This is a genomic window from Stenotrophomonas sp. AB1(2024), assembly GCF_037482345.1.
Taxonomy (GTDB): Bacteria; Pseudomonadota; Gammaproteobacteria; order Xanthomonadales; family Xanthomonadaceae; genus Stenotrophomonas.
The window spans coordinates 239,986-264,629 of the sequence record NZ_JBBHKO020000001.1 but is presented as its reverse complement, the minus strand read 5'-3'; the positions used below and the strand labels follow the sequence as shown (position 1 = coordinate 264,629).

At 67.3% G+C, this 24,644-nt stretch carries 22 protein-coding genes and 1 tRNA gene; 13 read left to right on the top strand and 10 right to left on the bottom strand.

Features of this window, described 5'->3' with window-relative positions:
• Positions 1–5: 5 nt before the first annotated feature.
• Positions 6–974 carry an ABC transporter substrate-binding protein gene (locus WIX41_RS01115; RefSeq protein WP_339445356.1) on the top strand — a complete coding sequence of 323 codons (969 nt, stop codon included), beginning with the start codon at positions 6–8 and terminating at the stop codon, positions 972–974.
• Positions 975–1,018: 44 nt separating this feature from the next.
• Here WIX41_RS01115 and WIX41_RS01110 read toward each other — a convergent pair whose 3' ends face one another.
• The gene (locus tag WIX41_RS01110; RefSeq protein WP_339445355.1) at positions 1,019–4,108 is read right to left on the bottom strand and encodes a discoidin domain-containing protein; all 3,090 of its coding nucleotides are present in this window, start codon (positions 4,106–4,108) and stop codon (positions 1,019–1,021) included.
• Between the two features lie 226 nt (positions 4,109–4,334).
• Between WIX41_RS01110 and WIX41_RS01105 the strand changes: the two genes are divergently transcribed.
• A complete protein-coding gene (locus WIX41_RS01105) occupies positions 4,335–5,360 on the top strand; it encodes a phosphotransferase enzyme family protein (protein ID WP_339445354.1) in 1,026 nt (341 codons plus the stop codon).
• Between the two features lie 70 nt (positions 5,361–5,430).
• On the opposite strand, the gene WIX41_RS01100 is transcribed toward WIX41_RS01105, so the two are convergent.
• From WIX41_RS01100 to amaB, 7 genes are read right to left on the bottom strand one after another with little or no spacing between them, the layout of a single operon-like run.
• Entirely contained in the window at positions 5,431–6,318 is an 888-nt protein-coding gene (locus tag WIX41_RS01100; protein WP_339449377.1) for a DMT family transporter, read from the bottom strand.
• Between the two features lie 32 nt (positions 6,319–6,350).
• Positions 6,351–7,400, bottom strand: coding sequence for a UDP-N-acetylmuramate dehydrogenase (gene murB, locus WIX41_RS01095; RefSeq protein WP_339445353.1), 1,050 nt, complete (start codon positions 7,398–7,400; stop codon positions 6,351–6,353).
• Positions 7,397–8,452 carry a quinone-dependent dihydroorotate dehydrogenase gene (locus WIX41_RS01090; protein ID WP_339445352.1) on the bottom strand — a complete coding sequence of 352 codons (1,056 nt, stop codon included), beginning with the start codon at positions 8,450–8,452 and terminating at the stop codon, positions 7,397–7,399. The genes murB and WIX41_RS01090 overlap by 4 nt, the downstream gene beginning before the upstream one ends.
• Before the next feature lie 9 nt (positions 8,453–8,461).
• Positions 8,462–9,232 (bottom strand): class I SAM-dependent methyltransferase, encoded by a 771-nt coding sequence (locus tag WIX41_RS01085; RefSeq protein ID WP_339445351.1) that lies wholly within the window; start codon positions 9,230–9,232, stop codon positions 8,462–8,464.
• A gap of 7 nt (positions 9,233–9,239) precedes the next feature.
• Positions 9,240–9,524, bottom strand: coding sequence for a DUF4190 domain-containing protein (locus WIX41_RS01080; RefSeq protein WP_339445350.1), 285 nt, complete (start codon positions 9,522–9,524; stop codon positions 9,240–9,242).
• A gap of 51 nt (positions 9,525–9,575) precedes the next feature.
• The gene (locus WIX41_RS01075) at positions 9,576–10,403 is read right to left on the bottom strand and encodes an SDR family NAD(P)-dependent oxidoreductase (RefSeq protein WP_409187289.1); all 828 of its coding nucleotides are present in this window, start codon (positions 10,401–10,403) and stop codon (positions 9,576–9,578) included.
• Complete coding sequence (amaB, locus tag WIX41_RS01070; protein WP_339445349.1) at positions 10,400–11,932, bottom strand: L-piperidine-6-carboxylate dehydrogenase; 1,533 nt, start codon at positions 11,930–11,932, stop codon at positions 10,400–10,402. Before amaB ends, WIX41_RS01075 begins: the two co-directional genes overlap by 4 nt.
• A gap of 177 nt (positions 11,933–12,109) precedes the next feature.
• On the opposite strand from amaB, the gene kdsA reads away from it, so the two are divergent.
• The 3 genes from kdsA to WIX41_RS01055 all read left to right on the top strand — a co-directional run bounded on the left by kdsA (position 12,110) and on the right by WIX41_RS01055 (position 14,012).
• Positions 12,110–12,955 carry a 3-deoxy-8-phosphooctulonate synthase gene (gene kdsA, locus WIX41_RS01065; protein ID WP_339445348.1) on the top strand — a complete coding sequence of 282 codons (846 nt, stop codon included), beginning with the start codon at positions 12,110–12,112 and terminating at the stop codon, positions 12,953–12,955.
• 124 nt (positions 12,956–13,079) lie between these two features.
• Positions 13,080–13,156, top strand: a tRNA-Arg gene (locus tag WIX41_RS01060).
• 571 nt (positions 13,157–13,727) lie between these two features.
• Positions 13,728–14,012: a hypothetical protein gene (locus WIX41_RS01055; protein ID WP_339445347.1), complete on the top strand. Its 285-nt coding sequence runs from the start codon at positions 13,728–13,730 to the stop codon at positions 14,010–14,012.
• Here WIX41_RS01055 and WIX41_RS01050 read toward each other — a convergent pair.
• The gene (locus tag WIX41_RS01050; RefSeq protein ID WP_339445346.1) at positions 13,957–14,478 is read right to left on the bottom strand and encodes a GNAT family N-acetyltransferase; all 522 of its coding nucleotides are present in this window, start codon (positions 14,476–14,478) and stop codon (positions 13,957–13,959) included. The genes WIX41_RS01055 and WIX41_RS01050 overlap by 56 nt on opposite strands.
• 145 nt (positions 14,479–14,623) lie before the next feature.
• Here WIX41_RS01050 and WIX41_RS01045 point away from each other — a divergent pair, with 145 nt between their 5' ends.
• The 6 genes from WIX41_RS01045 (at position 14,624) to thrC (ending at position 21,501) form a co-directional block, all read left to right on the top strand.
• Positions 14,624–15,352, top strand: a complete 729-nt coding sequence (locus tag WIX41_RS01045) for a helix-turn-helix transcriptional regulator (RefSeq protein WP_339445345.1) — start codon at positions 14,624–14,626, stop codon at positions 15,350–15,352.
• Between the two features lie 73 nt (positions 15,353–15,425).
• Positions 15,426–16,373 carry a DMT family transporter gene (locus WIX41_RS01040; protein ID WP_339445344.1) on the top strand — a complete coding sequence of 316 codons (948 nt, stop codon included), beginning with the start codon at positions 15,426–15,428 and terminating at the stop codon, positions 16,371–16,373.
• A 126-nt stretch (positions 16,374–16,499) separates the two neighbouring features.
• Positions 16,500–16,637, top strand: coding sequence for a hypothetical protein (locus WIX41_RS01035; protein WP_339445343.1), 138 nt, complete (start codon positions 16,500–16,502; stop codon positions 16,635–16,637).
• 87 nt (positions 16,638–16,724) lie between these two features.
• Positions 16,725–19,247 carry a bifunctional aspartate kinase/homoserine dehydrogenase I gene (gene thrA / locus WIX41_RS01030; protein WP_339445342.1) on the top strand — a complete coding sequence of 841 codons (2,523 nt, stop codon included), beginning with the start codon at positions 16,725–16,727 and terminating at the stop codon, positions 19,245–19,247.
• Positions 19,244–20,179, top strand: a complete 936-nt coding sequence (locus WIX41_RS01025) for a homoserine kinase (protein WP_339445341.1) — start codon at positions 19,244–19,246, stop codon at positions 20,177–20,179. The genes thrA and WIX41_RS01025 overlap by 4 nt, the downstream gene beginning before the upstream one ends.
• A gap of 32 nt (positions 20,180–20,211) precedes the next feature.
• Positions 20,212–21,501, top strand: coding sequence for a threonine synthase (gene thrC, locus WIX41_RS01020; RefSeq protein ID WP_339445340.1), 1,290 nt, complete (start codon positions 20,212–20,214; stop codon positions 21,499–21,501).
• Between the two features lie 147 nt (positions 21,502–21,648).
• Here thrC and WIX41_RS01015 read toward each other — a convergent pair whose 3' ends face one another.
• Positions 21,649–22,398: a Crp/Fnr family transcriptional regulator gene (locus tag WIX41_RS01015; protein ID WP_339445339.1), complete on the bottom strand. Its 750-nt coding sequence runs from the start codon at positions 22,396–22,398 to the stop codon at positions 21,649–21,651.
• A gap of 141 nt (positions 22,399–22,539) precedes the next feature.
• Here WIX41_RS01015 and hisS point away from each other — a divergent pair, with 141 nt between their 5' ends.
• Together hisS and WIX41_RS01005 are read left to right on the top strand one after the other, a co-directional pair.
• Complete coding sequence (hisS, locus tag WIX41_RS01010) at positions 22,540–23,937, top strand: histidine--tRNA ligase (RefSeq protein WP_339445338.1); 1,398 nt, start codon at positions 22,540–22,542, stop codon at positions 23,935–23,937.
• 374 nt (positions 23,938–24,311) lie between these two features.
• On the top strand, positions 24,312–24,638 hold the full coding sequence (locus WIX41_RS01005) for a YerC/YecD family TrpR-related protein (RefSeq protein WP_339445337.1): 327 nt from the start codon (positions 24,312–24,314) through the stop codon (positions 24,636–24,638).
• Positions 24,639–24,644: the final 6 nt, after the last annotated feature.

Here is a 24,644-nt window from a genome sequence, read left to right as displayed (position 1 = left end):
TCCACATGAGCAGCCCGCGCACCCGCCGCCTTCCCGTCAGTACCATTGTCATCGCCACTGCGTTGATCGCCGGTGTCGGCGCCATCGTCTACTCGCGCGTGACAGCAGCCCCCGAACCGACCCACGCCGCCGCATCCCACCAGGCTGACGTGGCCGCACTGGCCGGTACGCCTGATCCACAAGCGCAGGCCCTGATTCCAGCGGACTACGCGTTCGTCACCCCGGGCACGCTGACAGTGGCCACGCACCCTGGGCAGCTGCCGCTCGCCGATTATGGTGCCGACAGCAGACAGATCATCGGCGTGGAGCCGGATATCGCCAAGCTCATCGCCGATGGGCTCGGCTTGAAGCTGGTGCTGGTGCCGGTGGCGTGGGCGGATTGGCCGCTGGGGTTGGAGTCGGGCAAGTACGATGCGGTGCTGTCCAACGTGACCGTTACCGAAGAGCGCAAGAAGAAGTTCGACTTCTCCAGCTACCGTTTCGACCTGCTGGGCATCTATACCCGCACCGACGGCCCGCTGCAGAAGATCGAACGTCCCGCCGACGTGGCGGGATTGAAGGTGGTGCTGGGGGCCAGCACCAACCAGGACCAGATCCTGCGCCAATGGGATCGCCAGAACATCGCCGCCGGGCTCAAGCCGGTGGAGTATCAGTACTTTGATGATGCCGTGGTGGGACGGTTGGCCGTCATCACCGGGCGTGCCGATGTGTCGTTCGAACCCAATGCCACCGGCGCCTACTCCGCGCGCGATGGCAAGGTGCGGCGGATCGGCCTGTTCCCGGGCGGCTGGCCGAACGCGGCGGCGATCTCGGTGACCACGCGCAAGGGCAGCGGCCTGGCCGCCTCCATCACCCAGGCGCTCAACACCCAGATCGCCTCCGGCACCTACGCCCAGGCGCTGACGCGCTGGAACGTAGGCGAAGAAGCAGTAGCCCGCTCGGAAACCAACCCCCCAGGCCTACCCGCCCCGTAGAGCCACGCCCTGCGTGGCTGCACCAACAACCGGGTCGCCCGTAATCACCACACCGCCTCCAGCGTCCTGAAGGGCTTGCCCACCAGTACCCCCTTGGCATCGAAGTCCTGCACTACGCGCCCATCCACACGCACCTGCGTCGGACGGGTGCGCGAAGGCCACCACACCCGCACCGGCGTGTCCTTGCGCAGCCCCTTGCCCACCGTCACCTGCAGCGCATCGCCACGCTGCACCGCCTGCATCTGCAGCGTTCCAAACGCCGTCGGCAAGCGCTCCACCGCCAGCCCATCGCCGCCCAGCCACGACGGCGGCGTGCCCGGCAACAGCGACAGCGCATCATCGTCCTCGCGCATCAACATGCCGAACAACGTGCGCCCGTATTCGGCACCAATCCAGGTATGCGGCATGTCACCAAGGTAGCGCGGGAAGCGCAGCCGCGAATGCACCACCTCGGCCAGCACCTGCCATTCCAGCGGGCGGCGGTCGCGCAGCAAACCCTGCAGCAGTTCATCGGCGGCCTCGGGCTGATCCAGGTGCACATAGCTGAGCACGTTGCGGATTTCATACGGCGTGTAGGCGTACAGCGCGCCGGGTTGATTGCGCTTGCGCACGTCATCCAGGTAACGCGCGAAGGTGGTGCGCAATGCCTGTTCGGGCAGCACGTCCTGCGCACCGGTGGGATCCAGCGCGATGGACACGCCGGTCGGGTCGCCATCGCCGAGATCGGCCGAGGAGGGAATGAAGTCGATGCCCTTCCACGCCATGGTGGCGCGGATCGACGCGGCCAGCGCGTCGTGCAGGGCGCGGTATTGCTCCCGGGCCCACTTGGCGGTTTCGTGATCGCCCAGCGACTCGGCCAGCCACGCGCCGTCATGCCAGCCCTTCAGGCCCCAGTAGTCGTCCCAGTAGCTGTGGGTCGGCGAGGGGTAGCCTTCGTGGCTGATCGACGGCGCCAGGATGCCGGCAAAGCGTTCCGGCGCCGGCTGGCTGGCCATGTAGCCGGGCACCAGCGTGCGTTCTCGCAGTTCCTGCAGGAAGCGCAGGGCCGCCTTCACCTTGGGCAGGTAGGCGCGCACCGATTCCGGCCCGCCATCCAGCCGCGCGACATCGGCGACCAGGGCAACGTACTGGCCCTGGCTGTCGTACTCGATATCCGAGCCGAAGCCGGTGTTGACGCTGCCATCGTTGTTGAGGATCGGTGAAACCAGGCCATTGGCATGCACGCCATGCCCGGTGTACCAGGCCAGGTAGTCACGGGCGATGCGCGCTTCGCCCATGCGCAGCAGCACCGCCGAGGTGGCCATGCCATCGCGGATGAACGAGCGGTTGTAGTTGCGCGGTCCAGGTTGCATCGCCGGGCCGGTCTGGTTGATCAGCATGTACGCCGCCTGGGCGCGCAGCATGTCCACCAGCGAAGGGTCGGGCAGGCGCAGGCCGACCTGGCCAAGCCGGGCCTGCCAGTCGTTGGAGACACGGGTTGCCAAGGCATCGAAAATGGCATCCGGATCGCGCCCTTTGATGCCGAACGTGATCGGTAGCGGCTCCGGGAGCGCGCCGTCGCTGCTGGCAGGCGCAGTGCCCAGCGGGAAAGCAACCACGACCGATCGGGTGGCGCCGGGCGCGAGCTGGATGGTGTAGGACAACGCCGCTGCGGCCAAGCCATCCGGGTCATCGGCCTGCTGCGCGCGTGGCAGTTCGCCCTTGGCCACCGCGGCGGTGACCTCGGTGCTGCCATCAGTGCCGAATGGCGCCACGCCGGCGGCATCCACCGGCGTGAGCGAGTTCAGCAGCGAGCGACCATTGACCCGCACCGTGGTGCCGTCGACGGCAATCGCACGGATGGGCGAGAGACCCCCGTTCTGCCACGGCGGGTTCATCTGCATCGGGCGCACCACCAGTGCCAGGCTGCCGGCGATGGGGGACGTGCCAACATTGCGCAGCCGGTGGCGCACCAGCGTGACCGGTTGGCCGTCCAGCTCCACGGCGAAGGCCTCGCTCTTCAACTCCAACCCGGGCTGCGGCTTCCACGTGACCGAGGGCATCGGCTTCCAACCGTCGCGCAGGGCATGCTGCACCGGCTGCTCGGCCGCTCCGGCGGTGACGCCATCGGCGTTGCGCCAGATCGGCTGTACCAGCGGTGCGCCCTTGAACGCCTCGATGTTGCCGTACTCGTCGAAGATCGATTTCTGCAGGCCCCCATGCACGCCTACGGCGGTCCAGTAGGTCTGCTGCATGTGCAGGGAGGCCGGGAACAGGGCACGCTGCGCGCCGCTGGCGGCGGTCTGGTAGCGCTTCATCGGCGTCATTACCGCCGCCGGGCCAAGCAGGCGCAGGCGCGCGATCTTCGGTGCATCGCCCTCCACCTGCAGGCGCAGCGCCTGTGCCATTACCGGTGCGGTGCCAGCCAGCCAGCTCTGCTGCCGGCTGCCGGCTTGAGGGTCGTACGCGAGATCGCTCCAGCGTCCCTGTGCGTCCTGTACCTGCAGGCGGGCGCTACCATGCGCGCCGGCCCAGTCCACTGCCAGCCCGGTGGTGGAGATGACCTGTGGCAGCGCTATCGCCAGGACGTGGCTGCCGTCCTTGCCGACAGGAACGGGAACCGCACCGCCGCCTTGCCACACTGCCGCTGCCTGTGTCGCATCCAGCCCGGAAATCCGGGCGGATGCGCGCTTGTCCAGCGGCTCAAGTTCGAAGATGGACACGCCCCAGTCCGACGTCCGCTCGGGACTGGCCAGCCGCAGATACCGGGCAGGGCGGGGCGCGAAGTAGAGGGTCTCAATGCCGCCGAGCGAATCGCGCATGGTGTAGGCGGTCTGCCACTGCTTGCCATCCAGCGACGTCTGCAGGCTGTACCCCTCAGGATTGGACACGTCCCAGGTCAGGCGCGCGCCGCTGAGCGCACTGGGTTTCCCCAGGTCCACCTGGAACCAGTGGCCCGGGCTGAACGCGCCGCCGGTGACCGTCTTGGGGTCGCCGTCGATCAGATGGCCCACCGCCATGGCGGGAACCTGCTGGGAGGAGCTGCTGGCGCGCCACTGGCTGCGGTCTGGAAGATCCTGGGCGAAACTGGACGAAGCGCAGGCCATGCTGAGCAGGGAAAGCGCCACCACGCGTCGATCAACATACAAACCCATCAAAAAGTTCCTTGATTGATATGCCTCGCTGATGAGGCGGCGCCAACGCTAGCAGGGGATGTAATCGGTTACATGACGCGGCGCAATATCGATCCGTGGTGATGCGGTGGCGAACTGAAGGCCAGCGAGACAAATGATTAATTGCGTCTCTTCGTGACGCATTTCCCTGTGTGCTTTAGAGCGATTCTGAGATAGTGGTGCGATGTTCGTGCGCCACGGCGGAGTGATGCTGCATCCCCAGGAATTGTCTTCGTCGCAGATCGGCGCCGTATTGGCGCAAGCTTATGGCGTGCACGTCAGCCACGTAATGCAACGGCCGGCAGGTGCCGATGCCGGAGCCACGGTGTACCAGGTGACTGCTGGCGGTGGTGCGCGCTGGTGGTTGAAGTGTCGCCGGTATGCCGTGCCCGATGCGGTCTGGAACGTCGTCCAGTATCTGCGCGGTTCGCTTGGGCTGGACGAGGTGGTGGCCCCACAGCCTGCCCTCGATGGTGCCCCGGCACTGCAGGCCGAAGGCCTGCAGTGGACGCTGTTTGCCTATGTCGATGGCGAGTCGGGTTTCGAGGCGGCACTGTCGCAGGCGCAGTGGCACCGGCTTGGCCAGGTGTTGCGCCGCGTGCACGACACGACATTGCCGGCCTCGCTGGCGTCAGGTCTGGCGCAACCCGGTTTCGATGACGACACGGCGGTGGAACGGGTCGGGGCGTGGTTGCAGCGCGGTGATGACCGTTGGCCGATTCCCGACGCTCTGGCCGAAGCGTACCGGCGTATCTGGCGGCAGCGGCAGGCGCAGGTTGCCGAGGTCTGGCAGCATTGCGTGGGGTTGCGCGAGCGCCTGGCGGGCCAACGCTGGTCGCGTGGCCTGTGCCATGGCGATCTGCATGCCGGCAACCTGCTGCTGCGTGCCGATGGGGGATTGCGCCTGATCGACTGGGACGACATGGTCCTGGCGCCGCGCGAACGCGACCTGATGTTCGTCGGCGCCGGCGTGGGCGGTCGCTGGGGGCGTGATGATCCGCCGCGCTTCCGCGAAGGGTATGGCGCGGTTGCACTGGACCCGGTCCGGCTCGCGTATTACCGCCACTGGCGGATCCTGCACGACCTGCAGGAGTTCCATGACCTGCTGCTTGAACCAGGTGCTGCGTCGCGTCCGCCGAGCCAGCGGCGACAGGCATTGCGCTACATGGAGGAGCAGTTCGCGCCGGGCAACGTGGTCGACGCGGCCACCCGCAGTTGGAGGGCGCTCCCATGACGCCGCCGCGAAGACGCCAGAACTGGCCAGTAAACCCGGTATTTCCGCAGTAAGTGGACCGTTGTGGTGCTTACTCGCCCGGCTTTGCGCCAGCCGTGGCGGCTTCCGATGCCGCGCGTCGCACCAGCACCGCCTCGCGGTGGGCGATGTAGGCATTGGCGGCAAGAATGATGCCCGCCCCGATGACGGTCCATCGGTCCAGCGTTTCATTGAACAGCAGCCAGCCCAACAGGCTTACCAGCGGCAGCTGCATGAAGCTGATCGGGGTCAGCGCTGAGACTTCGCCCAGGCGCAGCGCGCGGGTCCACAACAGCTGTCCCAGCGTGCCCAGCAGGCCGGTAGCGGCCAACCAGACCCACGCAACGCCGCTGGGCCAGACCCAGCCGAACAGGGCAGGTACCAGCGACAGCGGTACCCAGAACACATAGGTGTAGAACACCACCGTGTCGGCCCCGTCCACGCGGGTCAGCTGCTTGATCTGGATGGCCACCAGCGAGCTGAGCACGGCGGCCAGCACCGCCACCAGCACGCCCGGGCTGAATGTCGCAGCGCCCGGTCGTACGATGATCAGGACCCCGATGAAGCCGCAGATCACTGCCGCCCAACGGCGCACGCGCACGGTTTCACCAAGGAACAACACCGCGGCGATGGTGACGAACAGGGGCGTGGAGTACGAGAGCGAGATCGCCTGCGACATCGGCAGGTGGCCGATGGCCCAGAACGCGCACAGCATCGAGGCCAGCCCGATCAGGCTGCGCACGAAGTAGCGCGGCAGCTGCCGGGTGCGGAACGGCGAGCTGCCCGGGCGCAACAGGAACGGCAGCAGGGCCAGCAGGCCGAACGCATTGCGGAAGAAGGCCACTTCCTGGGTGGGCACGTAGCGGGTGGCATAGCGGATCGCCACGGCCATCAACCCAAAGGCCATGGTGCTGCCAAGCATCAGCAGCGCCGCACGCATCGGTGTCGGCGCTGGAAGAGCGAGCGGCGGGGTCACCACTGCGCGCCGATCAGGCGCGGCTCCGGTTCGATGGGAACGCCGAATTTCTCCAGCACCGATGCGGAAATGCGCCGCGCCAGTGCCAGCAACGCTGCGCCGGAAGCGTTGCCGTGATTGACCAGCACCAGCGCGTGCTGGGGCGCCACGCCGGCATCGCCTTCGCGATACCCCTTCCAGCCGCAGGCTTCGATCATCCAGGCGGCCGAGAGCTTGCGCCGATCGTCCTGGTCGCACGGGTATACCGGCAGGTCGGGGAAGTGCTGAAGCAGCACCTCCACCTGTTCCAGCGGCAGTACCGGGTTCTTGAAGAAGCTGCCGGCATTGCCCAGCACATCCGGGTCGGGCAGTTTGCGCCGCCGGATCGCGATCACCGCGTTGGCCACATCGGCTGCCACCGGTAGCTCCACGCCCATGGCCTGCATTTCCTCGGCGATGCCCGCATAGCCCAGGCGCAGGTCGTGCAGCAGCGGCAGGCGCAGTTCGATCGTGCTGATCAGGTAACGGTCGGCGTCATGCTTGAAGATGCTGTCGCGGTAGGCGAACGCGCATGCGTCAGCGTCGAAGCGCACCCATTGGCCGGTCTGGCGATCCCAGGCGTCCACGGCCTGGATGAACTCGTCGACCTGCACGCCATACGCGCCGATGTTCTGGATCGGTGCCGCTCCGGCAGTGCCGGGAATGAGCGCCAGGTTCTCCAGCCCGGACAGGCCGTTCTGCAGCGACCACATCACCAGGCCGTGCCAGTTCACGCCAGCGCCGGCCCGCACCACGGTGTGGTCGGCACGGTGTTCCAGCACCTCGATTTCGCGGTTGGCAAACACCAGCACGGTGCCAGGCACATCATCGGCGATGAGCACGTTGCTGCCGCTGCCCAGCACCAGCAAGGGATGGCCGGCGACCTGGGGCAGGGCCAGCACCTCGGGCAGCAGGGTGGGGTCGTGCAGTTCCAGCAGCTGCGCCGCCATGGCGTCGACGTGGAAGGTGTTGAGGGCCTTCAGTGAGGCGTTTTCGGTCAGCGACCAGGCAGGCATTGCAGTACTCATAGGGGGGCCACCGCGCCCCGGCTTGGCGCTTCGCGGCGTCGGCGGATCGCTTCGACGCAGTCGTGCACCAGGGCCGGGCCGCGGAAGATCAGGCCGCTGTAGCACTGCACCAGTGCAGCACCGGCGGCCATCTTGGCAACGGCATCGGCACCGGACTGGATGCCGCCGACGCCGATCAGCGGCGTGGATTCGGGCAGGCGCGCGCGCAGGCGGCGCAGCACCAGGGTGGACTGGCCCAGCAGCGGCGCACCGGACAGGCCGCCGGCTTCGCCGGCGTGCGGATCGCCCGCCACCGCACTGCGGTCGACGGTGGTATTGGTGGCGATCACACCGTCGACCTTCAGCTCACCCAGCACGCGCGCGGCGGCATCGATGTCGCGGTCGCTGAGATCCGGGGCGACCTTGACCAGCATCGGGACCCGCTTGCCATGCCGGGCGGCGAGGGCTTCCTGGCTTTCGCGCAGTTGCGATACCAACTGGCGCAGTGCGGTTTCTTCCTGCAGTTCGCGCAGGCCGGCGGTGTTGGGCGAGGAGATGTTGACGGTGATGTAATCGGCCAGCGGGTACACCTTCTGCAGGCAGTGCTGGTAATCGTCGAACGCGCGCTCGTTGGGCGTGTCCTTGTTCTTGCCAATGTTGATGCCAAGCAAGCCGTTGCGGCGCTGTGTGCGCTCGACATTGCGCACCAGCGCATCCACGCCCTGGTTGTTGAAGCCCATGCGGTTGATGATGGCTTGGTGGGCCGGCAGCCGGAACAGGCGCGGCTTCGGGTTGCCCTCCTGCGGACGCGGGGTGATGGTGCCGATCTCGACGAAGCCGAAGCCCAGCGCGAACAGCGCATCGATATGTTCGCCGTTCTTGTCCAGGCCGGCGGCCAGGCCGACCGGGTTGGGGAAGCTCAGCCCGAATGCATTGGTCGGCAACGGGGCCGGGCGGCGCGCCACCAGCGGCGTGGTGCCGGTGCGGTAGGCGAGCTCAAGCGCACTCAGGCCCAGGCCATGGGCGCGTTCGGCGTCCAGGGAGAACAGGAAGGGGCGGGCTAGCGAGTACATGGCGTCCAGTCAGTCCAGCGTGCCGATGAAGGCACGGGTTTGGTATTCAAAAGCGATGCTGCCATCCACGGCGTGCGCGTCGAACAGCTGCTGCAGCGCTTCCAGCATCGGCGCGTGGCACGGGTGGCCTGGCGGTGGTGCGTATGAAGAGGACAGCAGGCGGCCGCGCAGGCCATCGGCGTCCATGTGCTGCGCGTTGGGGAACTGCGCGATGCCCCGCAGGCCGGGGCCGAACCACGCGCGCATGGCCTCGTCGTCCTGGTAGCGCTCGGCGACCTGGGTGTAATCGGTACCGAACTCCAGCAGCAACTGCTCATAGCCGACCAGGAACGGCGAGGCGTCGAGCAGGCGCGAGTTCCAGAACACCAGCGCCAGGCCGCCCGGGCGCAGAATGCGCTTCCATTCGGTGCGCACCGCGTCGGTGTCGAACCAGTGGAACGCCTGCGCCGCAGCGACCAGGCCCACGCTGTCGTTGGCCAGGGTGGTGGCTTCGGCGGTGCCGTCCACCAGCTTCAGGCGCAGGTATTCCTTGCCCAGCAGTTTCTCGGCCGCCTCGCGCATCGGCGCGTTGGGTTCCACCGCGATCACCGGGTGGCCGCTGGCCAGGAACAGCCGGGTGGAGATGCCGGTGCCGGCGCCGATGTCGGCGACCAGGGTTTCAGTCGGCACGCCCATTTGGCCATGGACCCAATCCAGCAGCGCCGGCGGGTAGTCGGGCCGGTAACGGACGTAGTCCGCCACCCGGTTGCTGAAACGTTCGGTTGCGTCCGATCCGCTCATGGGCACCTCACGATTGCAGGGAAACGAACCAGGCCAGCCCGCCGAAGAACAGCACGATGGCCAGCAGCGCCAGCAGGCTGCCGATCACCACCACCCAGCCCATGATCAGGCCGGCCAGCGCCAGGCCATCGCCTTCCAGTTCCAGCGGGCGGCGGCGGATCTCGGCGCGGGCCATGTGCCCGGTGATGATCGCCACCACGCTGCCCAGGAAGGGAAGGGCGGTCCAGCCGAGGATGCCGGCGATCAGGCTGATCAATGCCATGACGCTGGTTTGACGCGGCGGGAGGCTCATGCGACTCCTGGGAGGTGGGGGGACAAGGGAATGATAGGGCCAGCCAGGGGTTTATCCCATCAGGACCTGGCCGCCATCGACATTCAGGGTGTGGCCGGTGATCCAGCGTGCCATCGGCGAGCACAGGAACAAGGCGGCATCGGCGATCTCCTGCGGCTGCCCGAAGCGGCCGAACGGAATCCTGGCCAGCGTGCCGTGGTACAGCGCCGGGTCCTGCTCGCGCCGACGCGCCCACAGCCCGTCCTCGAACTCGATCGATCCCGGGGCAATGGCATTCACCCGGATCCGGTCCGGGGCCAGCGCCAGGGCCTGTGAGGTGGTGTAGTGCATCAGCGCCGCCTTGGCCGCACCGTACGGGGCCGCGCCGGGTCGCGGTTGCTGGGCCGCGATCGAGGCCAGATTGAGGATGCAGGCATCGTCTGACTGCTTCAGCCAGGGCAGGGCAAGCCGGGAGGCGCGCACCGCCGACATCAGGTCCACGCCCAGGCTGGCTTCCCAGCCGGCTTCGTCGTCGGTCATGCCGTAGCCGGTGGCGTTGTTGATCAGCACATCGATGCCGCCGAGTGCTTCGGCAGCACTGGCCAGCCAATGCTCGATATCGTCCAGGCGCGACAGGTCGGCGACGGTGGTATGCAGCAACAGCCCTTGGGCAGCAGCGTCATCGCGCAGCGCGGCCAGGCCGGCCTCGCCGCGGGCGCACACCGAAACACGGGCACCGGCAGCAGCGAAGGCCAGCGCCATCGCTCGGCCGATGCCTTTGCTGCCACCGGCCACCAGCACCCGGCGCCCGGTGAAATCGAGGGTAGGGCGGCGCAACGCCGCTTCACCCGCCAGGTACCGACCGTGGGTCGGCACGCCTTCGCCCGGTTCGACCATCACAGGTCGAACTTGATGCCCTGCGCCAGCGGCAGCGAATCGGAGTAGTTGATGGTGTTGGTCTGGCGGCGCATGTAGACCTTCCATGCATCCGAACCGGACTCGCGACCACCGCCGGTATCCTTCTCGCCGCCGAACGCGCCGCCGATCTCCGCACCGGAGGTGCCGATGTTGACGTTGGCGATGCCGCAGTCCGAACCGGCCGCAGACAGGAAGCGCTCGGCCACCTTCAGGTTCTGGGTGAAGATCGACGAGGACAGGCCCTGCGGCACGCCGTTCTGCATGTCGATGGCTTCATCCAGCGTGCGGTACTTCATCACGTACAGGATCGGTGCGAAGGTTTCGTGCTGCACCACTTCGTCGCTGTTCTTCAGCCCGGTCACGATCGCCGGCAGCACGAAGTTGCCGGCGCGGTCGATGCGCGTACCGCCGGTTTCGATGGTGCCGCCGCTGGCCTTGGCCTTCTCGATGGAGGCCAGGAACTGCTGCACGGCGCTGTCGCTGTTGAGCGGGCCCATCAGGTTGGCCGCATCGGTCGGATCGCCGATCTTGCCTTCCACCTGCTTGTAGGCCTTGACCAGCGTGGCCAGCACGTTGTCATGGATGGATTCATGCACGATCAGGCGGCGCGTGGTGGTGCAGCGCTGGCCGGCGGTGCCGACCGCACCGAACACGATGCCCGGGATGGCCAGCTTCAGGTCCGCGCTCTCATCCAGGATGATGGCGTTGTTGCCACCCAGTTCCAGCAGGCAGCGGCCCAGGCGATGGGCGACCTTCTCGGCGACCTGGCGCCCGACCTGGGTCGAACCGGTGAAGCTGATCAGCGGCACGCGCTTGTCGGCCACCAGCTTCTGCGACAGCTCGGTGCCGGCGTCGTTGACCAGGAAGAAGATGTCCGGGAAACCTGCGCCACGCAGCGCTTCGTTGCAGATGCGCATGGACGCGATGGCGGTCAGCGGGGTTTTGTTGGACGGCTTCCACAGGCACACATCGCCACAGATCGCGGCCAGGAACGAATTCCACGCCCACACCGCGACCGGGAAGTTGAACGCACTGATGATGCCGACCAGGCCCAGCGGCTGGTACTGCTCGTACATGCGGTGGCCGGGGCGTTCGGAATGCATGGTATAGCCGTACAGCATGCGGCTCTGGCCCACGGCGAAGTCGGCGATGTCGATCATCTCCTGCACCTCGCCGTCGCCCTCGGGCTTGCTCTTGCCCATTTCCAGCGCGACCAGCGAACCCAGCGTATCCTTGTTGGCGCGCAGCGCTTCGCCGCACAGGCGCACGGCTTCGCCACGGCGCGGGGCCGGGGTCGTGCGCCACACCTTGAAGGCTTCCTGGGCACGGGCCACGATGGTTTCGTAGTCGGCGTCGGTGGTGGCGTGCACCTGGGCGATGGCCTCGCCGGTGGTCGGGTTGACCGAGGTGATCACGCCCGCGCTGGTGGCCGACGACCACTCGCCGTTGCCAAGGTAGGTGCCAGCGTTGGTCGCGTCGAGGCCGAGCGCCTTGAGCAGGTCAGAGGACATGCAAACTCCTGTTGCGGATCGTAGAGGGCGCAGCCGCTGGCAGGGTGGGGGTGCGGCGTGCAGACCCATGATTCTATCAGGACGGCCCACCGGGCATTGCCGCAATGCCACACGGCGCTGCCCTCCGGATTGCGGCGGCCGGTAGAATGAACCCATTGTTCGCCCCCAGGAATCTGAATGAACGTTACCGTTGCAGAAGGCGTGGTGGTCGGGAACCGTCTCCCGTTCGTGCTGTTTGGCGGCCTGAATGTGCTTGAAGACCTCGATTCGACCCTGCATGCGGCCGAACACTTCACCACGGTGACCGCCAGGCTCGGCATCCCGTACGTGTTCAAAGCCTCGTTCGACAAGGCCAACCGCTCCTCGATCCATTCCTTCCGTGGCGTGGGCCTGGATGAAGGGCTGCGCATCTTCGAAGAGGTCAAGCGCCGTTTCGGCGTGCCGGTGATCACCGACGTGCATGAAGTGGCCCAGGCCGCCCCGGTGGCCGAAGTGGTCGACGTGCTGCAGATTCCGGCATTCCTGGCCCGCCAGACCGACCTGGTGGTGGCCATTGCCCAGACCGGCCGTGCGGTCAACATCAAGAAGCCGCAGTTCCTGAGCCCCACGCAGATCAAGCACATCGTGTCCAAGATCCGCGAAGCCGGCAACGAGAACATCATCCTGTGCGAGCGCGGCGCGCAGTTCGGCTACGACAACCTGGTCGTGGACATGCTGGGCTTCCGCGAAATGATCGAATCCACCGGCGGCCTGCCGGCGATCTTCGACGTCACCCACAGCCTGCAGCGCCGCGATGCCGGCAGCGAAGCCTCCGGTGGCCGCCGCCGCCAGGTGGCCGAACTGGCCCGTTCGGGCATGGCACTCGGCCTGGCCGGCCTGTTCCTGGAAGCGCACCGCGACCCGGACCATGCCCGTTGCGACGGCCCCAGCGCCCTGCCGCTGAACGCGCTGGAACCGTTCCTGGCCCAGATCAAGGCCGTGGACGAGCTGGTCAAGGGCTTCGCGGAACTGGAAATCCGCTGAGCCGGCGGTACCCAAACGGCGGCATCGGCCTTGGTCCGGACGCTGAATGTGGGTATCCTTCACCGCTGCATGTACGCAATGTGCGTGCAACCTGCGGCCAGGCACGCTCGCCTGGCCCGCACATGGCCCCGTAGCTCAGCTGGATAGAGCGTCCCCCTCCTAAGGGGAAGGTCGCCCGTTCGAATCGGGCCGGGGTCACCATCATCAAGGGACCATGCGAGGCACTCGTCCTGCCCAACCCGAAAAACCGGTTCCTGTTCAACCGCGAGTCGGGGCTGAAGTGCGTGACGCGGGTGGATCCGTGACAACGCGACGGGCGTTGCACGCTGCCGTCGCTGGGAATTGACGATCCGCCTGTCAAGGTGGCTGCAACGCCACTGCGCAGTAAGGTCACCATGTCATACATCGATCACCACCTCGAGTTTCCGTGGCAGCCGGTAGCGCAGGTGCCGGCGCCTGATCCGTCGCCGGAGGCTCCTTCGCCGCCCCTGGAATCGCCGCCGGCGCAGGATCCACCAAACGAAGTGCCGCCCGACCAGGACCCTCTGCCGGAACAGCCTCCATTGGAAGCGCCGGAGCCCCCGAAGCCGGAATGAAATACATCAGTACCCGCGCCGCGTTCCACGCGGCGTTTTCATTTTGATGTGTAACCGCAAGCACGCCGGTTCAGCCGGGGCGCATGCGTATCAGTCAGGTGCGCGACTCCAGACGCTCGTCTACGGCCCTCCCGGATATGGTGCATACTCGATTACATATACCGCCGGGATTGCTCATGGAACACATGCGTTGGCTCACGCTTCGTCTTGGCAACAATCAGTCCATCGGACCGGGGGTTCTGAAGGACCTGTGGTCCAACGCGTGCGAGACAAATCAGTCATCCGTGACCCGGGATACCGACGGTCGTTCGACAGCCTATGCGCTGCATGCGCCTACTTCGTTGGCCTACCCGAAGCGGGCCGAGCTGCGCATGCGCAAGCTTCTGGAAGAAGCCGGCTATACCTTCACCATGGGCTCGCTGGCCGATCGCCCGGCGCCGCAGCCGGTGCGCTTCCGCTGAGCGGCAGTGCGCGGCGCATGATGCGTACGGCCACGCCGGTGCGATGTGTCTGCTGTTCCAGCCGCTCCCAACCCAGCGGTGCATACAGGCCGCCATCGTCGTGCTCGGTCTGCAGGAACACTTCGCGCACGCCGTAACCGTATGCCTTGCGCATCAGTTCCCTGATCAGTTCGCTGGCCAGCGCGTGCCCGCGGTACGCCGGACATACGAAGACCCCGCCCAGCCAATGCAGGCGCTCGGGGCGTTCGGTGCGTTCATGGAACTTCAGCTGCGCCGCCGCGATGGGGGCGTCGTTGTGCGTGGCCATCAGCAACACCGGAAGCTCGTTGTCGTGAAGGAATACTTCCAGGCGCTGCTGTTCGTCTTCCAGCGTCCAGCCCGTCACGCGGTGGCCCCACGTGTCGAAGTACCAGCGCGCAACAACGGGCAGCAGATGCGGGGCCTGGCTGAGGGTGAGGAACGGCATCGAGTACTCCCTGTACTAAGCGGCGGCACTGCCCAACGCGATAACTCCGTTATACCACCGGGGTATCAGGCCCTTGCCGTGACCGATTGCAGGTTTTGGCAACCGCGCGCAGACTCATGCGCTCAGGTCGCCGCTGTTTCACGCCATGTCTTCACCTGCTTTCAACCTTCGCTGCTATGGCCCTTCCTCGAACGTGGACCATCACGCGTTCGCGCAATGGGTGGTGCCGGTGCGTGGCGAGCTTGCGTTCGAGCTGGAGGGGCGGAGCGCACGATTGGATCGGTTGCAGGGGGCGTTCGTGGCGCCAATGGCCGGTCATGCGCAGGCCGCGGGCGAAGAAGACCGGTTTCTGATCGTGGACTGTCCGGCCGACATGTTCGACGACGATACCCTTGAGCGTCTGCATCGCCAGCCAGTGTTGGCCCTGCCGGCCCAGGTGCGGGCGATGGCGCAGCGGGTAGGAGGAACCCCGCACGAGCGGGTCAACGACGACACGGTGCGGTGCGAGTTGCCCGGACTGCTGCAGGCGTTCTCGCTGGCTGGCAGTGCGACCCGCCTGCAGGCGGTCTGCGCGCGCATTGAAGGTTCACCTGGCCAGGCGTGGCCGGTGGAGCGCATCGCCAGCGAGGTCGGGGTCAGCGGCAGCCGACTGCACGCCTTGTTCCGGCAGGCGTTCGGGCTCAGCCCGCAGGCCTGGCTCAGTGCGAGCCGGTTGCGCTGGGCGCGGGGCAGGCTGACGGCCAGCGATGCGTCCATTGCCGACATCGCCCAGCATGCCGGCTACTCCGAGCAGAGCGCGCTGACCCGTGCGCTGCGCCGGGAGTGGGGCATGACCCCGGCCGATTACCGGCGCCGCTACCGCCCCGCGCAGTAGTCCGGGTCAAGATCGTCCGCCACACCGTGCCTACACTTGCGCGGTCTTTCCATTGCCGGGCATGTGGTCGCTGATGAATCGTTCGATGGGCGTGGGTATTGCCAATGGCGTCGCCGCCGGTGCGCTGTGGGGCGTGGTGTTCCTGGCACCGGCGGTACTGAGCCAATTCAGCGCCGTGCAGCTGTCGGCCGGACGCTACCTGGTCTACGGGCTGATCGCGGTGGTGCTGCTGGCACCACGCTGGCGCGAACTGCGTCAGCGGATCGGCTTGGCCGAATGGCGTGGGCTGCTGTGGCTCAGCCTGGCCGGCAACCTGGTGTACTTCGTGCTGTTGGCCCACGCGGTGCAGTGGGCAGGCGGGGCGGCGGCCTCGCTGATCGTCGGTTTGATCCCCGTGGTGGTGACGGTGGTCGGTGTGCGTGAGGAGGGCGCGGTGCCGCTGCGCCAGCTGGCGCCGGCGCTGGCCTTGTGCCTGTTGGGGGTGGGGCTGGTCGGGCATGAGGCGCTGCAGTCAGACCATGCCCAGGGCTCGGCCAACCAGCGATTGCTGGGCTTGCTGTGCGCGTTCGGCGCGCTGTTTTCATGGGCGTTGTACTCCATCGGCAACAGCCGCTGGCTGGCGCGTCGCCCGGACATTTCCGGCCACGACTGGTCGTTGTTGACCGGCGTGGCGACCGGTGCGCTGGCGTTGCTGCTGGTGCCCGGTGCATTTGTCGTCTCCGGCCCGTCGCATGCGCCGGTCGACTGGCTGTGGTTCTGGGTCATCAGTGCGGGCGTGGCGGTGGTCGCCTCGGTGCTCGGCAATGCCTGCTGGAACCGGGCCAGCCGCAACCTGCCGCTGACCCTGACCGGGCAGATGATCGTGTTCGAGACGCTGTTCGCGCTGTTGTACGGATTCGGCTGGCAGCGCCGCTGGCCCACCCTGATGGAGGCGCTGGCGATCGTGTGCCTGGTCTCCGGCGTGCTGCTGTGCGCGCATGCACACCGGCCACCCCGGGCGGTGGCCGAACATGCGGGCTGATGACGTTGCGCAGTGCGAATGGTCACATTCGCAACTTTTTTGCCGACGATGCCTGCTGATCGCTGCATTCGACTTTTTGCGGCGCAGCACTTGACAAGCAGTGGGCCGGCGTAGTTTTCTTGGCCCATGGTCCTTGCCGCCGCCACCGTCACGCTGTTCTCCACCGCCTTCACCGGCGGCATGCGCAGCGTTGCCCTGGCCACCGGTACCACCACCATTACCACCGTCACCACTCGCCTGGTGCGGCCCGTCGTCTTCGCGTAATTTCCGAAAACAACGGCCCCGCACCAGATCAGGTTGCGGGGGATCTCCTTCAGCCTGAATGACGCGGGGCCTCGAATCGAGGTCAGCATGTCTTCTGTCGCCGCTTCACCCGATGCCGTCGCATCGCCTGCATCCTCCTCGCCGCTGCGTGCGGCAACCTCGACCGTCGTGCACAAGTTCGGCGGTACCTCCGTGGCCGATGCCGATCGCTATCGGCACGTCGCCCAAGTGCTGCTGGCCCGCGACGAGGCGGTGCAGGTCACCGTGGTGTCGGCCATGAAGGGCGTGACCGACGCGCTGATCGCGCTGGCCGGTGCCGCCTCGGACAATGCCCCGCAGTGGCGCGACGATTGGCACGCATTGCGCGCACGCCATCGAGGCGCCGCCGTGGCCCTGCTGGGCGAGCAGGCGGGCGACACGGTGGAATGGCTGGATGCGCGTTTCGACCATCTGGCCGAGGTGCTGGGCGCACTGGCGGTGATCGGCGAACTGCCGGGCGAGGTGCTCGACCGCGTGCAGGGCCTGGGCGAGGTGTATTCCGCACATCTGCTCGGCCACTACCTGCGCAGCATCGGCGAGGACTGCGCGGTGCTGGATGCGCGCGAGGTGCTGGTGGTGGACCGCGGCGAACTGGGCGTGGATGTGGATTGGGTGCAGAGCGCGCAGCGTCTGGCACGGTGGCGGGAAGTGCATGCCGCGGCGCGCGTGGTCGCGACCGGATTCGTGGCGCGCGACCGCCGCGACCGGGTAACCACGCTGGGGCGCAACGGCAGCGACTATTCCGGCGCGATCTTCGCCGCGCTGTTCAACGCCGACGAGCTGCACATCTGGACCGACGTGGACGGGGTGCTTTCGGCCGACCCGCGGGTGGTGCCCGAAGCCGTGCAGCTGGAGGCGCTGAGCTACGACGAAGCCTGCGAACTGGCCTACTTCGGCGCCAAAGTGGTGCATCCGCAGACGATGTCGCCGGCCATCGAGCGTGGCCTGCCGATCATCATCCGCAACACCTTCCGTCCCGATCATCCCGGTACCCGGATCACCGCCGAGCGCACCACCTCCGGCCCGATCAAGGGACTGACCCTGAGCCCGGAACTGGCGCTGCTCAACCTGGAAGGCACGGGGCTTATCGGCGTGCCGGGCACGGCCGAGCGCGTGTTCGCCGCGCTGCGTAACGCGCACGTGTCGGTGGTGATGATCTCGCAGGGATCTTCGGAACACTCGATCTGCTGCGTGGTGCGCCAGGCCGAAGCGCAGCGTGCGCGTGACGCCCTGCTGCATGCGTTCGCGCACGAACTCAGCCTGGGCCAGGTGCAGCGCGTGCAGCTCACCGACAACGTCAGCGTGCTGGCGGCCGTCGGTGATGGCATGGCCGGGCAACCGGGGGTAGCCGCGCGTCTGTTCGAATCGTTGGGACGCGCCCAGGTCAACATCCTGGCGATCGCGCAGGGCTCTTCCGAGCGCAACATCTCGGTGGCGGTGGACAGCCGCCATGCGACCAAGGCCCTGCGCGCGGCGCATGCCGGTTTCTGGTTGTCGCCGCAGACCTTCTCGGTGGGTGTGATCGGCCCGGGCAACGTGGGCGCTGCGCTGCTGGACCAGCTGCTGGCCGCGCAGCCGACGCTGCTGACGCGGGCCAATGTGGACCTGCGGGTGCGTGCGGTGGCATCGCGCAGCCGCATGCATCTGGATGCGCGCGGCGTACAGGGCGACTGGCGCGCTGCGCTGGCCGGGCAGGCGCAGGCGACCGACCTCGACCAGTTCACCGGGCATCTGCTGTCGGCGCACCTGCCGCACGCGCTGATCATCGATTGCAGTGGCAGCGCCGACGTTGCCGACCGCTATGCCGGCTGGCTGCAGGCCGGCATCCACGTGGTCACCCCCAACAAGCAGGCCGGCGCCGGCCCGCTGCAGCGCTACCATGCCATCCGCGAGGCGGCGGCTGCCACCGGCGCGCGCTTCCGCTACGAGGCAACCGTTGGCGCGGGGCTGCCGGTGATCACCACGCTGCGCGACCTGGTCGATACCGGAGATGAAGTGCTGGCCGTTGATGGCATCTTCTCCGGCACGCTGGCCTGGTTGTTCAACAAGTACGACGGCCTGGTACCGTTCTCCGAACTGGTCGCGCAGGCGCGGGCAATGGGCTACACCGAACCCGACCCGCGCGACGATCTTTCTGGCGTGGATGTCGCGCGCAAGCTGGTGATCCTGGCGCGCGAAGCCGGCCGCGAGCTGAGCCTGGAGCAGGTGACGGTGGAAAGCCTGGTGCCCCAAGCGCTGCGTCAGGCCAGTGTGGATGAATTCATGAGCGGACTGGCATTGGTCGATGGCGTGTTCGCCGAGCGCCTGGCACAGGCGCGCGCGCGTGGCGCGGTGTTGCGTTACGTGGCGCGTCTGTCGGCTGATGCGGCGCAGGTCGGCCTGGTGGAACTGCCGGTCGATCACGCGTTCGCCAACCTGCGCCTGACCGACAATGTGGTGCAGTTCACCACGCGCCGCTACTGCGAGAACCCCTTGGTGGTGCAGGGCCCGGGTGCCGGCCCCGAAGTGACCGCCGCCGGTGTGTTTGCCGATGTGTTGCGGGTTGCCGCTGGCGAAGGAGCGCGCTTGTGAATACAGGTAGTGCAGCGAGGCAGGCACGTGCATTTTCGCCGGCATCGGTGGGGAACGTTGCGGTGGGGTTCGACATTCTTGGTCATGCCATCGCAGGTGTCGGTGACACGGTGACCGTGCGCCGCACCGATGTGCCGGGCGTGCGGATCCTCGCGATCCGGGGCACCACGGTTGATCTGCCGTTGGAGGCGGCCGACAACACCGCAGGTGCGGCGTTGCTGGCGATGATCGATGCGCTTGCGTTGCCGTTCGGGTTCGAACTGGAGATCGACAAGGGCATCGCATTGGGTTCGGGCATGGGGGGCTCGGCGGCGTCGTGCGTGGCCGCGCTGGTGGCGGCTAATGCGCTGCTGGATGCGCCGCTGTCGCGCGAGGCGCTGTATCCGTTTGCGCTGACCGGCGAAGCGGTGGCCAGTGGCGGCCGGCACGGCGACAACCTGGGGCCGATGCTGCGGGGGGGGCTCGTGCTCAGCACAGCGGATCGGTTGGTGAGCATTCCCGTCCCCGCCGAGTGGCACAGCCTGCTGGTGCACCCGGACGCGGTACTGGAAACCCGCCGCGCGCGCGCGGCGCTGCAGGGCAGCTATGGCCTGCCGGAGTTCGTCACCCAGAGCGCGCATCTGGCGCTGGTCCTGAGCGGCTGCTTTCTCGGCGATGCCGAGCTGGTCCGCGCCGGCCTGCACGACGTGCTGGTGGAACCCCGCCGTGCCGGGCTCATTGTGGGGTTCGCTGCCGCCCGCAAGGCCGCGTTGGGTGCTGGTGCGCTGGGCGCCAGCATTTCCGGGGCCGGCCCCAGCGTGTTCGCGTGGTTCGACAACCAGGCGGCTGCGCACGCCGCGCAACCCCTGGTGCAACAGGCCTTCGCTGCCGCCGGCTTCGACAGCCAAGGTTGGGTATCGCCGCTGAACGCGCCCGGGGCGCGGCTGCTGTGAGCGCTGCTTTTTCTCTTCTGCCAGGATCTGCCATGCATTTCGTTTCGACCCGACACGCCGCACCCGCTGCAACTCTCAGTGCCGCCATCGCGGCCGGTCTGGCCCCCGACGGCGGGCTGTATGTCCCGCAGCTGCGACCGCAGCCGCAACGCTGGCAGGCGCAGGGCAGCCTGGCGCGAAACGCGGAAGCGGTGCTTGCGCCGTTCTTTGCCGGCGACGCGCTCGCGCCGCACCTGGCCGCGCTGTGCGAAGAGGCGTTCAACTTCCCCGCACCGCTGCGTGCGCTGTCCACCCCGGGCGACCACGTGCTGGAGCTGTTCCATGGGCCGACCGCCGCATTCAAGGATTTCGGCGCGCGCTTCCTGGCGGCCAGCCTGGCCCAACTTCAACGTGACCGTGCGCGGCCGTTGACCATCGTGGTCGCCACCTCCGGCGACACCGGGGCGGCCGTCGCAGCTGCGTTCCATGGCCAGCCAGGCATCCGCGTGGTGGTGCTGTATCCGGATGGCCGCGTGTCGCCGCGCCAGGCGCATCAGTTGGGATGCTTTGGCGACAACATCCAGGCGCTGCGCGTGGCCGGTTCGTTCGATGACTGCCAGGCGATGGTGAAGCAGGCACTGAGCGACCGCGATCTGCAGGCAGAGGTCCCCCTGAGTTCGGCCAACAGCATCAGCCTCGGTCGTTGGCTGCCGCAGATGAGCTACTACGCCGATGCCGCGCTGACCCATCATGCGGCCACTGGCGAGGTACTGAACCTGGTGGTACCCACCGGCAACCTCGGCAATGCCATGGCGGCGGTACTGGCACGTGCGATGGGCCTGCCGCTGGGGAAGATCGCGTTGGCCACCAACGCCAACGACGTGCTGCCGCGTTTCTTCCAGGGCGGTACCTACCGGCCGCAGCACAGCGTGGCGACACTGGCCAACGCGATGGATGTCGGCGCGCCAAGCAACTTCGAACGACTGCGCTGGCTGTTCGATCAGGACGACGACGCACTGCGCGCCGCCTTCCGCGCCGAAGCAGTGGGCGATGTGGCAATCCGCGAACTGATCGCGCGGCGCTACGCAGCGGCGGGCGAGGTGTTCTGCCCGCACACCGCCACGGCGGTGAAGCTGCTGGAAGCGCTTCGTGCTGAAGGCGTGCAGGGCGATTGGGCGGTCGCAGCGACGGCGCACCCGGCCAAATTCGAATCGGTGGTGGAACCGCTGATTGGCCGCGCCGTCGAGGTGCCGCCAGCCTTGGCCGCACTGCTGGAACGTCCCGCACACGCCGAACCCTGTCCGCCGCATTACGCGGCGCTGCGCGAATTCCTGCTTTCCTGATGTATCCAGATCCCAACCCGGGACGTAGAAATTCGTGGGGTCGACCGTTGGTCGACCACCGCGCAACGCGCGGCGCAAGCCTCCGAAACCGGATCATTTACATGGGTGCATGCCCGACCGGCGTTTAACAACAACCGAAGCCGCGCCTCAGGCCCCGCACAGCCCCTGCAACCCAGCCTCGTCCAGAATCTCAACGGTATTCAGATGGGGCAGGGCAATCAAACCCTGCTGCCGCAGTTTGGTGAACGTGCGGCTGACCGTCTCCATGGTCAATCCAAGATGGTCGGCAATGTCGCTGCGGCCCATCGGCAGGGTCACCCGCAACCCATTGCCGCCCAACCGGGCTTCACGCGCGGCCAGCCGCAGCAGGAAATCGGCCAGCTTCTCCGTCGGTTGCAGGCGGCCCAGCGCCAGCGCCGCATCGGCGGCCTCGTCCAGCGCCTGACAGGCGCGCTGCAGCAGCTTGCGCTCCAGGTGCGGGTAACGCGCGCGCAGGTCCTTCATCGGGGCCAGGGCCACGCGGCAGACGCGGCTGTCGGCAATGGCTTCGATGTCGTAGCGGTGGTGGTCGCTCCCGGTCAGTCCCAGGTAATCGCCCGGGAGCACGAACCCGTTGATCTGGCGGCGGCCGTCGGCCAGGGTGCGCACCAGCCGCAACGCGCCGGAGGTCAAGGTATAGACATGTTGGCGCGGCTCACCCGCGCGGGCCAGGGTGCCCCCCAGCGGCAGCGGCTGCGACACTGTGACCCGTTCCAGCGCCTGCACTTCGTCGGGCGACAGCGCCGAACACACGGCCAGGTGCCGCACCGAGCAGTGCAGGCAGTCACCCAGCGGCGAGCAGCCCGGGGCGGGGTCGTCTACGGCGGCAACGGCGGTTCCGGAGTGGGGCCGGGTCATGTCGAACCAGGAAGCTGGGCCTGCCTATGATACGGCATGCGGCCGTTGGGCCGGTCCGGCAGGGTCGATGACGGCTGCGGCGGCCGGCTGCGGCTAGAATATGCAGCTCGCTCATCCCCACGTTCCGCAGGAGTTCCGCAAGTGATCAAGCCCCGTACGCCGCCCGGCATCATGGAATTGCTGCCGCGCGAGCAGATCGCGTTCCAGCGCATGCTGGACGTCATCCGCCGCAACTACGAGCGGTTCGGGTTCCTGCCGGTGGAAACCCCGGTGTTCGAGCTGTCCGACGTGCTGTTGACCAAGTCCGGCGGCGAGACCGAGCGCCAGGTGTATTTCGTGCAGTCCACGGGCGCGCTGGCCAATGCGGCCGAAGCCGGCGACAGGAGCCTGCCCGAGCTGGCGCTGCGCTTCGACCTGACCGTGCCGCTGGCGCGCTACGTGGCCGAGCACGAGCACGACCTGACGTTCCCGTTCCGCCGCTACCAGATGCAGCGCGTGTACCGCGGCGAGCGCGCCCAGCGCGGCCGTTTCCGCGAGTTCTACCAGTGCGACATCGACGTGATCGGCAAGGACAGCCTGAGCACCCGTTATGACGCGGAAGTGCTGGCCGTCATCCACGCAGTGTTCGCGGAGCTGCGCATCGGTGACTTCTCGGTACAGCTGAACAACCGCAAATTGATGCGCGGTTTCTTCGAAAGCCTGGGCGTGGCCGACGGCGAGCGCCAGATGGCGGTGCTGCGCGAGGTCGACAAGCTCGACAAGCGCGGCCCGGATTACGTGCGCGAAACCCTGACCGGCGAAGGTTTTGCCATCCCCGCCGAGCAGGTCGACCGGATCCTGGCGTTCGTGGCGGTGCGCTCGAGCAGCCACGCCGATGCGCTGGCGCAGCTGGACGCACTGGTGGCCGATGGCAATGCCAGCGAGACCTTGAAACTCGGCGTGGCCGAGCTGCGCGAAGTGCTGCAGCTGGTCAAGGCGCTGGGCGTGCCGGAAAGTGCGTACTGCCTGAATTTCTCGATTGCGCGCGGCCTGGATTACTACACCGGCACGGTGTACGAGACCACGCTCACCGACCACCCGCAGATCGGGTCGATCTGTTCGGGCGGCCGTTACGAGGACCTGGCCAGCCACTACAGCAAGTCCAGGCTGCCGGGCGTGGGCATCTCGATCGGCCTTACCCGCCTGTTCTGGCAGCTGCGCGAAGCCGGACTGATCGCGGGCATCGAAGACAGCAGCGTGCATGCACTGGTGGCGCTGATGGACGACAACGGCCTGGCCGATTCGCTGGACATCGCCCGCCGCCTGCGCGTGGGCGGGATCAACGCCGAAGTGCAGATGGAGCCGAAGAAGATCGGCAAGCAGTTCCAGTACGCGGCCAAGGCGGGCATCCGTTTCGTGGTGTTGGCCGGTGAAGACGAGCTGGCGCGCGGCGTGGTGGCGGTGAAGGATCTGCTGCGCGAGCAGCAGTTCGAGGTTGCCCGCGATGAGCTGGCGAGTGCATTGCAGGTGGAGCTGGAGCAGACCCGCGCCATGGCGTGACGGGCTCCCGCGACTGTGTATCCAACAATGGCACCTTCGGGTGCCATTGTTGTTTCTACGGTCGCGCCCACCGTTGGTCGGCCCTGGTAACCCATGATCGTTCGGGGTCGTTCCCGGTAGCGCCGACCGTTGGTCGGCCTTGGGAGCCCGTGACCGTTCGTTGAAGTCCAGCGTGAACGTCAACGGCGTACAGCCGACGTCTCATTGCCGGCCGCCCCGTACCGTGTCGTGTGCGGCGGGGAAGAGCAGCCGGGCACAGCAGCCGGGCACAGCCCGGATTTATGGGTTCCGATCCACGCTGAATGGAAGGTTCGATGAATTTGGCATTTCGTTCCGTTTGCGCTAATGTAATAGCACGCTATTACATTGATACGATGAAAATCCGTCCTGTCCCCCGCGAAAAAGACCCCCAGGCCGACCTGGATAGCCTGGCCAGCGCCTTTGCCGGCCTGTCCAGCGCCGACCAAGTAACCGCCTTCCTGCGCGATCTGTGCACCCCGGCCGAGCTGGAAGCGCTGTCGGACCGCTGGAAGGTGGTGCCGCTGCTGCGCCAGGGCGTGCCGTATCGCGAAATCCATGAATTGACCGGTGTCAGCGTGACCACCACCGGGCGCGTGGCGCGCTCGCTGGACCACGGCCACGGCGGCTATGCCGCCGCCATTGCCGCGACCGCCACGCCTGCAGTCCCCGAATCCGAGTAGAGACCT